The organism is Rhodococcus sp. NCIMB 12038 (genome assembly GCF_002165735.1).
Taxonomy (GTDB): Bacteria; Actinomycetota; Actinomycetes; order Mycobacteriales; family Mycobacteriaceae; genus Rhodococcus_F.
Genome location: NZ_NHML01000005.1, coordinates 168,349 through 182,253, shown reverse-complemented (window position 1 = coordinate 182,253; position 13,905 = coordinate 168,349). Strand labels below are relative to the sequence as shown.

Sequence of the window (13,905 nt, the reverse complement as noted above, 5' to 3'; positions counted from 1 at the left end):
ACTTCAGGAGCGCACTCGGTGTTCGAATCCCTTTCCGACAGGTTGACCGGAGCCCTCAAGGATCTGCGTGGCAAGGGTCGCCTTTCCGGAGCCGACATCGATGCCACCTGCCGTGAGATCCGGTTGGCCTTGCTCGAGGCAGACGTCGCGCTGCCCGTCGTCCGCTCGTTCATCGCCAAGATCAAGGAACGCGCCAAGGGCGTCGAGGTCTCGGCGGCGCTGAACCCGGCGCAGCAGGTCGTCAAGATCGTCAACGAGGAACTCGTCGGGATCCTCGGTGGCGAGACCCGCCGGCTGGTGTTCGCCAAGACGCCGCCGACGGTCATCATGCTCGCCGGTCTGCAGGGTTCCGGTAAGACCACCCTCGCGGGCAAGCTCGCGAAGTGGCTGCGCGACCAGGGGCACACCCCGCTGCTCGTCGCCTGCGACCTGCAGCGTCCCGGCGCCGTCACCCAGCTGCAGATCGTCGGTGAGCGCGCCGGAGCCACGGTGTTCGCGCCGCACCCCGGCACGTCCATCGGCGGCGGCGACAACGAACTGGGCATCACCGCGGCCGACCCGGTCGAGGTGGCCAGGGCCGGTGTCGAGGAAGCCCGCAACAAGCAGTTCGACGTGGTCATCGTCGACACCGCGGGTCGCCTGGGTATCGACGCCGACCTGATGGCGCAGGCCGCGGGCATCCGCGACGCCGTGAACCCCGACGAGACGATCTTCGTCCTCGACGCGATGATCGGTCAGGACGCGGTCAGCACCGCCGAGGCGTTCCGCGAGGGTGTCGGATTCACCGGTGTCGTGCTCACGAAGCTCGACGGCGACGCCCGTGGTGGCGCCGCGCTCAGCGTCCGCGAGGTCACCGGGCAGCCGATCCTGTTCGCGTCCACGGGTGAGAAGCTCGAAGACTTCGACGTCTTCCACCCCGACCGCATGGCCAGCCGCATCCTCGGCATGGGTGACGTGCTCAGCCTCATCGAGCAGGCGGAGCAGGTCTTCGACCAGAAGCAGGCCGAGGCCACCGCGCAGAAGATCGGCTCCGGCCAGCTGACCCTCGAAGACTTCCTCGAGCAGATGATGGCCGTCCGCAAGATGGGCCCCATCGGCAACCTCCTGGGCATGCTCCCGGGTGCGGGGCAGATGAAGGACGCTCTCGCGAACGTCGACGAGAAGCAGCTCGACCGGGTGCAGGCGATCATCCGGGGTATGACCCCCGCCGAGCGTGACGACCCGAAGATCATCAACGCCTCCCGCAGGCTGCGGATCGCCAACGGTTCCGGCGTGAAGGTCTCCGACGTCAACCAGCTCGTGGACCGCTTCTTCGAAGCCCGCAAGATGATGGCCGCGATGGCCGGGCGCATGGGCATGCCCGGTGCCCGCAAGCCGCAGCGCAGCAAGAAGGGCAAGAAGGGCAAGAAGGGTGGCAAGGGACCGACCCCGCCGAAGGTGCGCGGAGGATTCCCCGGCGGCCTGCCCGGCGGGTTCCCGGGTATGCCGCCCGGAGGTCTACCCGCGGGGATGCCCGACCTGTCGAACATGCCGAAGGGCCTCGACGAATTGCCGCCCGGACTCGAGGGCATCGACCTGTCCCAGCTGAAGCTGCCGAAGAAGTAGCCGATGGCTGCACTGCACTTCCGGGGAACCGGTCTGCCCGACGAACAGCCGGTCGAGTTCTGGGTCGACGGCGGTGTGATCTCGACGGAACCGATTCCCGGCGCCGAGACCGTCTGCGAGTCGGGGTGGATCGTTCCCGGTCTCGTCGACGCCCACTGCCACGTCGGCATCAAGTTCGGCGGTGGCGGTGGCGAGAGCGTCGAAGGGTTGATCGCGCAGGCGGAGACCGAGCGCGACTGTGGGGTCCTGCTGATTCGCGACGCCGGTTCGCCGGTCGACACCCGATTCGTCGACGACCGCCCCGACCTGCCGAAAATTGTCCGCGCCGGACAGCACATCGCCGCCCCCAAGCGGTACATACGCGGACTGCCCGTCGATCTCGAGGACGAGTCGCAGTTGCCGGACGAGGTGGTGCGTCAGGCCCGGGCCGGTGACGGGTGGGTCAAGCTGGTCGGCGACTGGATCGACCGCTCCACGGGCGACCTGGCGCCGCTGTGGAGCGACGACATTCTGGTCGAGGCGATCGCTGCGGCGCACCGCGAAGGGGCGCGTGTCACCGCGCACGTCTTCGCGGAGGATGCGCTTCCGGGCCTGATCAACGCCGGAATCGACTGCATCGAGCACGGCACCGGACTCACTGACGAGACGATCGAGCTGATGGTGTCGAACGGGACGGCGCTCGTCCCGACGCTGATCAACATCGCGACGTTCCCGGAGATCGCCGAGTCCGCCTCACGGTTCCCGGTCTACGCCGCACACATGCGCGACCTGCACTCGCGGGTAAAGGACACGATCGGTGCCGCCCACGACGCGGGGATCCCGATCTACGCCGGCACCGACGCGGGCGGATCGATCGTCCACGGACGCATCGCCGACGAGGTCGAGGAACTGAAGGCGGTCGGCCTCACCCCGTCCGAGGCGCTCGGCGCCGCGTGCTGGGATGCGCGCGCGTGGCTCGGACATCCGGGTGTCGAAGCGGGTGCGCCCGCCGATCTGCTGGTCTTCCGGAACGACCCGCGCGCGAGCAGCGACACCCTCGCCGCACCCGACGTCGTGGTGTTGCGGGGCGTCGTCGTCAAGACCCGATGACCTGGTTTCCCCCTGCCGGGGTTCGTCTGGCAGAATGAACCGCTGTTCGTCGCATCCGGTTACGCACCGCGCGGCGGTCACAGATTAGAGGCAAAACCGGGCGCGCTATTCCTGCGCGTCGCCGAATTGCACGTGACATGTGGGCACATTCGTGTGCGCACTGAAGGAGAAGTACAGCAGTGGCTGTCAAGATCAAGCTCACCCGGCTCGGCAAGATCCGGAACCCGCAGTACCGCATCGTCGTCGCCGACTCCCGCACCCGCCGCAACGGCCGTGCGATCGAGACCATCGGCAAGTACCACCCCAAGGAAGAGCCCTCGCTGATCGAGGTCGATTCCGAGCGCGCTCAGTACTGGCTCGGCGTCGGCGCCCAGCCCACCGAGCCCGTCGAGGCCATCCTCAAGATCACCGGTGACTGGCAGAAGTTCAAGGGCCTGCCGGGCGCCGAGGGCACCCTCCGGGTCAAGGAAGCCAAGCCGTCCAAGCTGGAGCTGTTCCAGGCTGCGCTCGCGCAGGCCGAGAACGAGCCCGTCGGCGAGGCCATCACGCCCAAGAAGAAGAAGGCGAAGGCCGAGGACGCCGAGGCTGCTGCCGACGCTCCCGCCGAGGCTGCTGCAGAGTCCGAGGCTGCTGACAAGTGAGTGCCGTCGTCGCCGATGCCGTGGAGCACCTCGTTCGTGGCATCGTCGCCAACCCCGACGACGTTCGTGTCGAGCTGATCACCGGGCGTCGGGGGCGCACTGTCGAGGTGCACGTCAACCCTGACGATCTCGGCAAGGTCATCGGTCGCGGTGGTCGCACCGCGACCGCTCTGCGCACGCTGGTCTCCGGTATCGGTGGCCGCGGGATCCGCGTCGACGTCGTCGACACCGATCAGTAGAGGGCCTTACAACAGTGGAGCTCGTGGTCGGCCGTGTCGCCAAGTCGCACGGCATCAAGGGTGAGATCGTGGTCGAGGTTCGCACCGACGAACCCGGGGATCGATTCGCCGTGGGTGCCGTGCTGCGGGGACACAAGCCGCGCGAGCAGACTGTGAGTACGTACACGGTGGAAGCCGCCCGGGAGCATTCCGGGCGGCTTCTGCTGCGCCTCGAGGGCGTCCCGGATCGCACTGCCGCGGATGCCCTGCGGGGCACGCTGTTCGTCATCGACACCGCAGAACTGGTGCCCTCCGACGACCCCGACGAGTTCTACGATCACGAACTCGAGGGACTGTCGGTGCGCCTCGCGGACGGCACCGAGGTGGGTACCGTCATCGAGGTATTGCATTCCGCGGCAGGCGAATTGCTCTCCGTCCGTCGGGCCGGTGAACAGTCCGGCGAACTGCTGGTCCCGTTCGTGGCCGCGATCGTCACGTCGGTGTCCGTGGCCGACGGTGTCGTCCTGATCGATCCGCCGGAAGGGCTGCTCGATCCCGACTTCGGTGAATCCACCGACGGGAAGTGAGTCGGCAGGCATGCGCCTCGACGTGGTCACCATCTTTCCCGAATACCTCGAACCGCTTCGCGCAGCGTTGCTCGGCAAGGCCATCGACAAGGGCCTCATTTCCGTCGAGGTGCACGATCTGCGGGATTGGACGCACGACGTCCACAAGGCGGTCGACGATTCGCCGTACGGCGGCGGGCCGGGGATGGTCATGAAGCCCACCGTGTGGGGGCCCGCGCTGGACGACGTCCTCGCCGCCGGTGACGACGACGCCGACACGCTGCTCGTCGTCCCCACACCCGCCGGCGTTCCGTTCACGCAGGCCACCGCCGAGCGCTGGGCGGGGGAGAAGCACATCGTCTTCGCCTGCGGGCGTTACGAAGGCATCGATCAGCGGGTATTCGACGACGCCGCCCGACGCGTTCGCGTCGAAGAGGTGAGCATCGGCGACTACGTCCTCATCGGCGGGGAAGCGGCGGTGCTGGTGATGACGGAGGCGTTCGTGCGCCTGATTCCCGGCGTTCTCGGCAATCAGCAATCGCACCAAGAGGATTCGTTCTCCGACGGCCTCCTCGAAGGTCCCAGCTACACCCGGCCCGCCACATGGCGCGGACTCGACGTCCCGCCCGTCCTCCTGTCGGGCGACCACGCGAAGGTGGCGGCGTGGCGACGCGAGCAGTCGCTGCAGCGCACCGCCGAACGTCGCCCGGACCTGTTGCCCTGAAACGATTTCCGAGGCCAGGGTGCTAACCCTGGGGCCGCGCCCAGTCGTCGACGACCCCGGTGGGGAACACGGACTTCACGAACCCGGTCATCGTGTCCCGTGCATGCTGCGCACTCGAATCCTCGGTGACATCCGTGATCGCGGTGTCCGGATACGACTCCTCGTCGTCCTCGTACCGGATGTCCTCCCGAGACGCGACGGCCACGATGTAGCGGTTGTCCTCCCCGATCACCCCGGTCGACACGTGGATCCACCGATCACCCACACAGCACATCCAGCCCTGCTTCACCCCGACGACGGTCTCGCCCGGCAACCCGTCGGGGATGCCGAACCGCTGGTCGTAGCCGTCGATGCCCTCGGGTGTCGTCGCGCGCAGGTAGCCGACGAACTCGGCGATGCGCGCCGGGCCGAGGCCGTCGCGGTCGTCGAGAAGCCCGGTGTAGAACGTCACGAGATCGGCGGCGGTCGTCTCGGTGTTCCACCACAATCCGTCCCAGGGCGGTGTGGTGGCGGCGAGCCCGTATCGCCGGGCGACGTCGACGACCAGGTCCGAACCGCCGAGATCGTCCCAGAGCGTGTTGGCCGCGTCGTCGTCGGAGGATTCGAGCATCCGTTCCAGCAGGAGACGGTCGAAGTCGGACAGCGGCCGCTCACCGAGCGCGTCGAGGTGGTACATCTGGGCGGCGATGAAGAGCTTGGCCAGCGACGCCGTTTCGACCGGTTCGGTTGCGGCGTCCTCCAGATAGCTGCCGGTGGCCCGGTCCAGGACGGCGATCGACATGTCGGCGCCGCGCTCGGCCGCCGCCGTCGCGACCGCCGTCGAGATGCGGTCGGCGAGGGGTGCGGAGACGGGGACCCGCTCGGAGGGGAACGGCTCCGGGCTCACGGTCACGCCGTCACCGGCAGGTTCCTTGGCGGGTTCCTCGGAAGGGAGAAGGTCGGGGGTCGCGACCGCCGGTGAGGTCGCCGGGATGTCGACCACGGAGTTCGTCTCGGTCGGGATGGTGCAGGCCTGCGTCGCACCCAGCAGGAAGACCATGACCGTCAGGCAGCGGATCAGCCTGGACATGAAATTCTCCCGAGAGATCTTCGTGACGGCCTCACCGCCGACGATATTGTCTCAGAGTAGCGGTAGGGTCCATTTCCGTGAGTCTCAAGACCGTGAACCAGCGCATTGCCGAGGAGCTCGACGTCCGGGAGGGGCAGGTCGCGGCCGCCGTGGACCTTCTCGACGGCGGAGCCACCGTGCCCTTCATCGCCCGGTACCGCAAGGAAGTCACCGGAACGCTCGACGACGCTCAGCTCCGCCAGCTCGAGGAACGCCTGCGGTACCTGCGGGAACTGGACGAGCGCCGGGACGCCGTGCTCGAGTCGATCGACTCGCAGGGCAAGCTCGACGATCAGCTGCGCGGGCAGATCATGACCGCCGAGACGAAGGCGCGTCTCGAGGACATCTACCTGCCGTTCAAGCCGAAGCGTCGCACCAAGGCGCAGATCGCGCGCGAAGCCGGTCACGAGCCCGTGGCCGACGCGCTGATCACCGATCCCTCGACCGATCCGGCGTCGTACACGGCCGAGCAACTCGAGGGTGCGCGCGCAATCCTCGTCGAACGCTTCGCCGAGGACGCCGACCTGGTCGGTGAGCTCCGTGAGCTGATGTGGACCCGCGGGCAACTGGTGTCCGCGGTCCGCAAGGGCAAGGAAACCGAGGGTGCGAAGTTCGCCGACTACTTCGAGTTCTCCGAACCGTTCGGCAAGCTCCCCTCACACCGGATCCTGGCGGTGCTGCGCGGCGAGAAGGAAGAGGTTCTCTCGCTCACCCTGGCACCCGACACGGAAGAAGCCGTCCCGGGCGAACCCACGGTCTACGAGGGCCGGATCGCCGGACGGTTCGGCATCGCCGACCGCGGCAGGCCGGCCGACCGGTGGCTCCTCGACACCGTGCGGTGGGCGTGGCGCACCAAGATGATCGTCACCCTGGGCATCGACACGCGGATGCGGCTGCGGCAGTCGGCGGAGAAGGACGCCGTCGACGTGTTCGCCACCAACCTGAAAGACCTGCTTCTGGCGGCGCCGGCAGGCACCCGCGCCACGATGGGCCTGGACCCCGGCTTCCGGACCGGCACCAAGGTCGCGGTGGTGGACGCCACCGGCAAGGTCGTCGCACACGAGACGATCTACCCGCACCAGCCCCAGAACAAGTGGGACGCCTCCCTCGCCACACTCGCCGGTCTCGTCGCCAAGCACGGCGTGGAGCTGATCGCCATCGGAAACGGCACCGCCTCCCGTGAAACGGACGCGCTCGCGAGCGAGCTGATCGCCAAGTCCGGCGCCACCAACCTCACGAAGATCGTCGTGTCCGAGGCCGGCGCGTCCGTGTATTCGGCGTCCGCGTACGCCTCGGCGGAACTGCCCGACCTCGACGTGTCGATCCGCGGCGCCGTCTCCATCGCCCGGCGCCTGCAGGATCCCCTCGCCGAACTGGTGAAGATCGACCCGAAGTCGATCGGCGTCGGCCAGTACCAGCACGACGTGTCGGAGACCCTCCTCGCGCGGTCTCTCGGCGCCGTCGTCGAGGACGCGGTGAACGCCGTGGGCGTCGACGTCAATACCGCGTCCGTGCCGCTGCTGTCCCGCGTGTCCGGTATCGCCGGGTCCCTCGCCGAGAGCATCGTCGCGCACCGCGACCAGAACGGCCCGTTCCGCAGCCGCAAGGGTCTCAAGGACGTCGCGCGGCTCGGGCCGAAGGCGTTCGAGCAGTGCGCCGGCTTCCTGCGCATCCCCAACGGCGACGACCCGCTCGACGCGTCCAGCGTCCACCCCGAGGCCTACCCGGTGGTGCGCAAGATCGTCCAGACCAGCGGCACCGGCGTGCGCGAGATCATCGGCAACACATCCGCGCTGCGCAGCCTGAACCCGGCCGACTTCGTCGACGACCGGTTCGGACTCCCGACTGTCACCGACATCATCGGTGAGCTCGAGAAGCCCGGCCGTGACCCCCGCCCGGAATTCAAGACGGCCACATTCGCGGCGGGCATCGAGAAGGTGTCGCACCTGAAGCCCGGGATGACCCTCGAGGGCGTCGTCACCAACGTGGCGGCGTTCGGCGCGTTCGTCGACATCGGTGTCCACCAGGACGGCCTCGTCCACGTGTCGGCGATGTCCCACAACTTCGTCAAGGACCCACGCGACGTCGTGAAGTCGGGCGACGTGGTGACGGTGAAGGTCCTCGAGGTCGACGAGGCCCGTCAGCGCATCGGGTTGACGCTGCGACTCGACGACGAGGTCGGGGCAGGCGGCCGCAAGAACGACGGGCCCCGCGGCGGCGGGCAGCGGCAGGATCGGCGGGGCGGCGGGCAGCCGCAGGACCGGCGCGGCGGGGGCAAACCGCAGCAGCAGGGTGGACGCGACCGCGGGCGGGACAACCGCCCGGCGCCTGGCGGGTCGATGGCCGACGCGCTGCGAAAGGCGGGGTTCGGCAAGTAAGAGGTCACCATCCCGACACGAGCCTCCACTTTCCCGTGGAGTGACCAGTTCTTTACTGGGATAGTGGATGCCGATGTACGAATGGCTGGATAGGGAAATCGTCGGGCACGGGCGCCTGCCTCTGCTCTTTTTCCTGCTCGGGTTTCTCGCGGCATTCCTGTTCATCCGGTTGAGCGTGCGGATGATCCGCGCCGAAATCTCGTGGTGGCCGGGCAACGTGAAACCCGGCGGGCACCACGTTCACCACGTGGTGTTCGGCGTCGTGACGATGCTCATGTCCGGTGTCGCCCTCATCGCCGTGTACGAGGACGGCACCCAGACCACCGGTGCCGTCCTCGCCACGTTCTTCGGGATCGGCGCCGCTCTGGTGCTGGACGAGTTCGCGCTGATCTTCTACCTGCAGGACGTGTACTGGGCGGACGAGGGCCGGACGTCGGTCGATGCCGTGTTCGTCGCGATCGGCGTCACCGGTCTGCTGCTCCTCGGTCTGCGTCCACTCGAACTGATCAACGTCACCGACTTCCGGGATTCCCCGGATCCCTGGGTGCGGGTGGCGATCGCGCTGTCCTCGGTGATCAACCTGCTCATCGCGGCGGTGGTGCTGCTCAAGGGGAAGATCTGGACCGGACTGCTCGGGCTGTTCGTGTTCCCGATCCTGCTGATCGGGGCGCTCCGGCTGAGCAGGCCGAGCGCGCCGTGGGCGCGGTGGCGCTATACGTCGAAGCCGAAGCGGATGCTGCGGGCGCTCGAACGGGAGCGGAAGTGGCGGCGGCCCGTCATCCGGGCCAAGATCTTCGTGCAGGACTTCATCGCGGGCACGCCCAGCGCGGTGCACGTGAAGGAAGCCGCGGAACATGCCAAGGTGGCGGCCGAGGTGGAACTCGACCACGTGGTGCATGCGGCGCCACCACCGATTTCGCTTCACCCGGTGGCGTCTGGCACAATGGACGGGTTGCCTGGACCAGGCAGCAGTACTTGATCTGGGCACGAACCAGACGAGCATCGGTGTTCTTCGAACGTCCGCGTGCCGCTCGGTTCCTCTGCTCCTGCGAAAACGCAAGGATGGAACACCGATGAACACTCTCGATTTCCTGGACAAGAAGTCCCTCCGCGACGACATTCCCGAGTTCCGTCCCGGCGACACCCTCAACGTGCACGTCAAGGTCATCGAAGGCTCCAAGGAGCGCGTGCAGGTCTTCAAGGGCGTCGTGATCCGCCGTCAGGGCGGCGGCGTCCGCGAGACCTTCACCGTCCGCAAGGTCTCCTTCGGCGTCGGCGTCGAGCGCACCTTCCCGGTTCACAGCCCCAACCTGGCGCAGATCGAGGTCGTCACCCGCGGTGACGTCCGTCGCGCCAAGCTGTACTACCTCCGCGATCTGCGTGGCAAGGCCGCCAAGATCAAGGAAAAGCGCTGACCTTTCCGATGAGCCCGGCACTGCGTACGCGCAGTGCCGGGCTAATCTGATTTCGTGACAGATTCTTCGAAGGAGCGGGCATTGTCGTCGGAATCCGAGACCACCGGCGATTCGGCCGCCACCTCCGCAGCGAACGGCGGTGCGGCGGAGCCCGAGAAGAAGCCCCGCTCCTTCTTCCGCGAGTTGCCGATCCTGATTCTGGTCGCGCTCGTCCTGAGCTTCCTGCTGCAGACGTTCGTCGCACGGGTCTATCTCATTCCGTCGGAATCGATGGAACCGACACTGCACGGGTGCACGGGCTGCACCGGCGACCGCATCGTGGTCGAGAAGATCGGTTACCGCTTCGGTGATCCGAAACCGGGTGACGTCATCGTGTTCCGCGGCCCCGATTCGTGGTCACAGGATTTCGTCTCCACCCGTTCCTCGAACGTGGTGATCCGCGGTGCGCAGGAAGTCGGTTCCCTCGTCGGACTCGTCCCGCCGGACGAGAACGACCTCGTCAAGCGTGTGATCGCCACCGGCGGTCAGACCGTCGAATGCTGCGACGACCAGGGGCGCATCCTGGTGGACGGTAAACCACTCGACGAGCCCTACGTCGTCATGGACTTCCCGTTCGTCCCGGGCTCCCAGACCTGCGACACCGCGCTGAAGTCGGCACGCTGCTTCGGTCCCGTCACCGTCCCCGAGGGCCACCTGTGGATGATGGGCGACAACCGCAGCAACTCCGCGGACTCGCGGTACCACGTCGGCGACGACATGCAAGGCACCATCCCGCTCGACAACGTGATCGGAAAAGCGGTCTTCATCGCGTTGCCGCCGTCGCGGATGGGCACGATCAGTTCACCCGATATCCAGGGCAAGTGACTTCCTGGCCTCCGCGCATCGTCATTCGCAGGTCGTCCGGTCTGCGGACGATGGAGTCGGCCCTGGTCCGCAGCGGACTCGGGCCGGTGGCCGGTGTCGACGAGGCCGGCCGGGGCGCGTGCGCGGGCCCGCTCGTCGTGGCGGCCTGTGTGCTCGCGCCGAAGCCGTATCCGGCGCTGGCACGACTCGACGATTCGAAGAAGCTCACCGAGCGCACGCGCGAAGAGCTGTTCCCGGCCATCACGCGCCTGGCAGTGGCCTGGAGCGTCGTGTCCTTCCCGGCCGAGGAAGTCGACCGCATGGGGGTCCACGTCGCCAACATCGAGGGCATGCGGCGTGCGGTGGCCGGGCTCTCGACCACCCCCGGCTACGTTCTCACCGACGGCTTCCGCGTCCCAGGGCTCCCGGCCCCGTCGCTGCCGGTGATCGGGGGCGACGCCGCTGCGGCGTGCATCGCTGCGGCGAGCGTCCTGGCCAAGGTGTCGCGGGACCGGGTGATGGTCGCGATGGACGAGACACACCCCGGTTACGGTTTCGCGATCCACAAGGGGTACAACACGCCCGCCCACCTGGCGGCGCTCGACGAGCTGGGCCCGTGCCCGGAGCACCGCCGATCGTGGTCGAACGTCGCGGCGCTGCTACACCGAGTGGATAACAGTTCCGGAAGTGCGAGATGATGACAATTCACACCAGAGCAGGAGGACTCCGAGACCGATGAGTGCCGAGGATCTCGAGAAGTACGAAACCGAGATGGAGCTGTCGCTCTACCGCGAGTATCGGGACATCGTCGGTCAGTTCTCCTATGTCGTGGAGACCGAGCGCCGATTCTATCTGGCCAACTCGGTGGAGTTGCTGCCGCACAACGCGGACGGCGAAATCTACTTCGAGCTGCGCATGTCCGACGCCTGGGTTTGGGACATGTACCGTCCCGCGCGGTTCGTGAAGTACGTCCGCGTCATCACGTTCAAGGACGTGAACATCGAGGAACTCGACAAGCCGGACCTGCGGCTCCCGGACAACGGTCTGTCCTGACGACCCGAAGTTCCCGGCCGCGTACGATCATCCGATGACCGGACCGAGGCGCGTCGCGCTGGCTCTGGGCAGTGGCGGCGCCCGCGGATACGCGCACATCGGCGCGATCCAGGTACTCGAGGAGCGCGGATTCGAGATCGTCGGTGTCGCAGGATCGTCGATGGGCGCCCTCGTCGGCGGCCTCCACGCCGCGGGAAAGCTCGACGACTTCACCCGGTGGGCGATCGGTCTGACCCAGCTCGACGTCGTGCGGCTCCTCGACCTGTCGGTCTCCGCGCCCGGCGCCATCCACGCCGAGAAGATCCTGCACCGCGTCCGGGAGATCCTCGGGGAAATCCGCATCGAAGACCTTCCCATTCCGTATACGGCCGTGGCCACCGATCTCGCTGCGGGCCGGTCGGTGTGGTTCCAGCGCGGCCCCGTCGACGCGGCGATGCGCGCGTCGATCGCCATCCCCGGCGTCATCACGCCGTACGTGCTCAACGGCAGGGTCCTCGCCGACGGTGGGGTGCTCGACCCGCTGCCGATGGCGCCGCTCGTCTCGGTGAGCGCCGACCTGACCGTCGGAATCAGCCTGGGCGCCGAGGATCGGGACGGCCGTTCGCCGGCCCCGGAGAACGTCAGCGCGGACTCGCGGCCGGTCGACGAATGGATGGCCCGCTTCCGCCGCAGCGCCGCACAACTGCGTGACCTGGACATCGTGCGGTCGGTGGTCGGACGGTTCGGCGCCGCGCACACCGACCCGGATCCGTCGGAGGAGCCGGACGGCCAGGTGATCGCCGACCAGGCCGTGGTCGAGGGGACCGCGGTGGCCGTCCCGAAGTTCAGCCGGTTCGCGGTGATGAACCGCTCGCTCGACGTGATGCAGGCGACGTTGGCCCGGTACCAGCTCGCCGCGTACCCACCGGACGTGCACGTCCGCGTTCCGCGGAACGCGTGCCGCAGCCTCGACTTCCACCGCGCCGCCGAGATGATCGAACTGGGCCGGGTGCTCACCGGGCGTGCGCTCGACGACGCCGGACTCACCTCGACGACGGCCGCCCCCTCTCCGGCCGACTCGTCTCCGGCCGACTCGGACGGCGAGTCCGGCTGACGCCAGGGCCGGTGCAGCACCGACCCTTCCCGTCGCGGGGTTGTCAGCTGGTGGCCCTGGAGACCTGGACGCACCTCGAGGTGTTCAAGGAGCACTACGCCAGGAGCCTCGACGTGCGCGGATAGGTCCGTCCGGAACCGGGCACCTCGGCCGGGCAACTGTGAGACGATCGGCCGATGCGCCTCGGGTTGCACGCCCTCGGGATCGGTACCGGCGCTCGTCGCGCCGTGATCGACGCGGTCGCAGTCGCCGCCGAGAACAGCGGATTCGCCACGCTGTGGGCAGGCGAGCACGTCGTGATGGTGGACCGGTCGGCGTCGCGGTATCCGTACGCGGACGACGGAAAGATCGCCGTTCCCGCCGTTGCGGATTGGCTCGACCCGATGATCGGGCTGAGCTTCGCCGCCGCAGCCACCCACACGATCGGTGTCGCCACCGGGATAGTGCTGCTGCCCGAACACAATCCCGTGCTCATGGCCAAGCAGGCGGCGACGTTGGATCTGATGAGCGGTGGCCGGTTGACCCTCGGCGTCGGCATCGGCTGGTCCAGGGAAGAATTCGCGGCGCTCGGCATTCCGTTCGAGCGCCGCGGCGAGCGCGCCGCCGAATACGTCGCCGCGATGCGCACGCTGTGGCGTGACGAGGTCGCGACGTTCGACGGCGAGTTCGTCCACTTCGACTCGATTCGCGTGAACCCCAAACCCGTGCGCGATCGCCGGATTCCGGTCGTGCTCGGCGGCAACAGCGACGCCGCGCTCCGCCGGGTCGCGGCGTGGGGAGACGGCTGGTACGGGTTCAACCTGAACGGCGTCGACGCCGTCGCCGAACGGATCGAGGCGATCCGCGCACTGTGCCGCGACGCGGGGCGCGATCCGGCCGGTGTGCACCTGGCCGTTGCCCTGCGCGAAGTGGACCCGTCCCACGTCGATGCCCTGGTCAGTGCGGGCGTCGACGAGCTCGTCCTCGTCGAAGCACCACCCGGGGATCCCGGTGACGCCGCCGAGTGGGTGGCGGCCCTCGCACGCCGCTGGATGCCAGCGATCGGCTGAGCGCTCGACTCCCTTCTTGACAGCCCTGGCCAGGGGTTTCCTCGTGAACATTCGCCGCGGGGTGGCGAGTTGTCCACAACGTGGGCTCCATCCACAACCCAATGTGTTCGCCCAGTTCGAGCA

At 68.0% G+C, this 13,905-nt stretch carries 15 protein-coding genes; 14 read left to right on the top strand and 1 reads right to left on the bottom strand.

Going from position 1 to position 13,905, the window contains the following annotated elements; all coding sequences use genetic code 11:
* Positions 1–18: 18 nt before the first annotated feature.
* From ffh to trmD, 6 genes are all read left to right on the top strand, one after another.
* Positions 19–1,605, top strand: coding sequence for a signal recognition particle protein (ffh, locus tag CA951_RS09160; RefSeq protein ID WP_087556542.1), 1,587 nt, complete (start codon positions 19–21; stop codon positions 1,603–1,605).
* 3 nt (positions 1,606–1,608) lie between these two features.
* Positions 1,609–2,694: an amidohydrolase family protein gene (locus tag CA951_RS09155; RefSeq protein WP_087556541.1), complete on the top strand. Its 1,086-nt coding sequence runs from the start codon at positions 1,609–1,611 to the stop codon at positions 2,692–2,694.
* Between the two features lie 179 nt (positions 2,695–2,873).
* On the top strand, positions 2,874–3,335 hold the full coding sequence (rpsP, locus tag CA951_RS09150; RefSeq protein ID WP_005240477.1) for a 30S ribosomal protein S16: 462 nt from the start codon (positions 2,874–2,876) through the stop codon (positions 3,333–3,335).
* Positions 3,332–3,574 (top strand): RNA-binding protein, encoded by a 243-nt coding sequence (locus tag CA951_RS09145; RefSeq protein ID WP_005240479.1) that lies wholly within the window; start codon positions 3,332–3,334, stop codon positions 3,572–3,574. Before rpsP ends, CA951_RS09145 begins: the two co-directional genes overlap by 4 nt.
* A gap of 14 nt (positions 3,575–3,588) precedes the next feature.
* Positions 3,589–4,140, top strand: a complete 552-nt coding sequence (gene rimM / locus CA951_RS09140) for a ribosome maturation factor RimM (protein ID WP_087556540.1) — start codon at positions 3,589–3,591, stop codon at positions 4,138–4,140.
* Positions 4,141–4,150: 10 nt separating this feature from the next.
* The gene (gene trmD / locus CA951_RS09135; protein WP_087556539.1) at positions 4,151–4,843 is read left to right on the top strand and encodes a tRNA (guanosine(37)-N1)-methyltransferase TrmD; all 693 of its coding nucleotides are present in this window, start codon (positions 4,151–4,153) and stop codon (positions 4,841–4,843) included.
* Between the two features lie 22 nt (positions 4,844–4,865).
* Here trmD and CA951_RS09130 read toward each other — a convergent pair whose 3' ends face one another.
* Positions 4,866–5,882 carry a serine hydrolase gene (locus CA951_RS09130; RefSeq protein WP_087556761.1) on the bottom strand — a complete coding sequence of 339 codons (1,017 nt, stop codon included), beginning with the start codon at positions 5,880–5,882 and terminating at the stop codon, positions 4,866–4,868.
* A gap of 107 nt (positions 5,883–5,989) precedes the next feature.
* On the opposite strand from CA951_RS09130, the gene CA951_RS09125 reads away from it, so the two are divergent.
* From CA951_RS09125 to CA951_RS09090, 8 genes are all read left to right on the top strand, one after another.
* A complete protein-coding gene (locus CA951_RS09125) occupies positions 5,990–8,329 on the top strand; it encodes a Tex family protein (protein ID WP_179220156.1) in 2,340 nt (779 codons plus the stop codon).
* Positions 8,330–8,402: 73 nt separating this feature from the next.
* The gene (locus tag CA951_RS09120) at positions 8,403–9,308 is read left to right on the top strand and encodes a hypothetical protein (RefSeq protein WP_087556760.1); all 906 of its coding nucleotides are present in this window, start codon (positions 8,403–8,405) and stop codon (positions 9,306–9,308) included.
* A gap of 94 nt (positions 9,309–9,402) precedes the next feature.
* The gene (gene rplS / locus CA951_RS09115; protein WP_005240490.1) at positions 9,403–9,744 is read left to right on the top strand and encodes a 50S ribosomal protein L19; all 342 of its coding nucleotides are present in this window, start codon (positions 9,403–9,405) and stop codon (positions 9,742–9,744) included.
* An 81-nt stretch (positions 9,745–9,825) separates the two neighbouring features.
* Positions 9,826–10,608, top strand: coding sequence for a signal peptidase I (lepB, locus tag CA951_RS09110; protein ID WP_087556537.1), 783 nt, complete (start codon positions 9,826–9,828; stop codon positions 10,606–10,608).
* Positions 10,605–11,285, top strand: coding sequence for a ribonuclease HII (locus tag CA951_RS09105; protein ID WP_087556536.1), 681 nt, complete (start codon positions 10,605–10,607; stop codon positions 11,283–11,285). Before lepB ends, CA951_RS09105 begins: the two co-directional genes overlap by 4 nt.
* A 37-nt stretch (positions 11,286–11,322) precedes the next feature.
* Complete coding sequence (locus tag CA951_RS09100) at positions 11,323–11,640, top strand: DUF2469 domain-containing protein (RefSeq protein ID WP_005240496.1); 318 nt, start codon at positions 11,323–11,325, stop codon at positions 11,638–11,640.
* A 34-nt stretch (positions 11,641–11,674) separates the two neighbouring features.
* Positions 11,675–12,733, top strand: coding sequence for a patatin-like phospholipase family protein (locus tag CA951_RS09095; RefSeq protein ID WP_087556535.1), 1,059 nt, complete (start codon positions 11,675–11,677; stop codon positions 12,731–12,733).
* 176 nt (positions 12,734–12,909) lie between these two features.
* Complete coding sequence (locus CA951_RS09090; protein WP_087556534.1) at positions 12,910–13,782, top strand: LLM class F420-dependent oxidoreductase; 873 nt, start codon at positions 12,910–12,912, stop codon at positions 13,780–13,782.
* The last annotated feature ends 123 nt before the right edge of the window (positions 13,783–13,905 follow it).

What these genes read in the sequence shown, in the direction of transcription:
- CA951_RS09155 (WP_087556541.1), top strand. Translation starts at nt 1,609, where the DNA reads ATGGCTGCACTGCACTTCCGGGGAACCGGTCTGCCCGACGAACAGCCG.
- trmD (WP_087556539.1), top strand. Translation starts at nt 4,151, where the DNA reads ATGCGCCTCGACGTGGTCACCATCTTTCCCGAATACCTCGAACCGCTT.
- CA951_RS09130 (WP_087556761.1), bottom strand. Translation starts at nt 5,882, where the DNA reads ATGGTCTTCCTGCTGGGTGCGACGCAGGCCTGCACCATCCCGACCGAG.
- CA951_RS09120 (WP_087556760.1), top strand. Translation starts at nt 8,403, where the DNA reads ATGTACGAATGGCTGGATAGGGAAATCGTCGGGCACGGGCGCCTGCCT.
- rplS (WP_005240490.1), top strand. Translation starts at nt 9,403, where the DNA reads ATGAACACTCTCGATTTCCTGGACAAGAAGTCCCTCCGCGACGACATT.
- CA951_RS09100 (WP_005240496.1), top strand. Translation starts at nt 11,323, where the DNA reads ATGAGTGCCGAGGATCTCGAGAAGTACGAAACCGAGATGGAGCTGTCG.
- CA951_RS09095 (WP_087556535.1), top strand. Translation starts at nt 11,675, where the DNA reads ATGACCGGACCGAGGCGCGTCGCGCTGGCTCTGGGCAGTGGCGGCGCC.
- CA951_RS09090 (WP_087556534.1), top strand. Translation starts at nt 12,910, where the DNA reads ATGCGCCTCGGGTTGCACGCCCTCGGGATCGGTACCGGCGCTCGTCGC.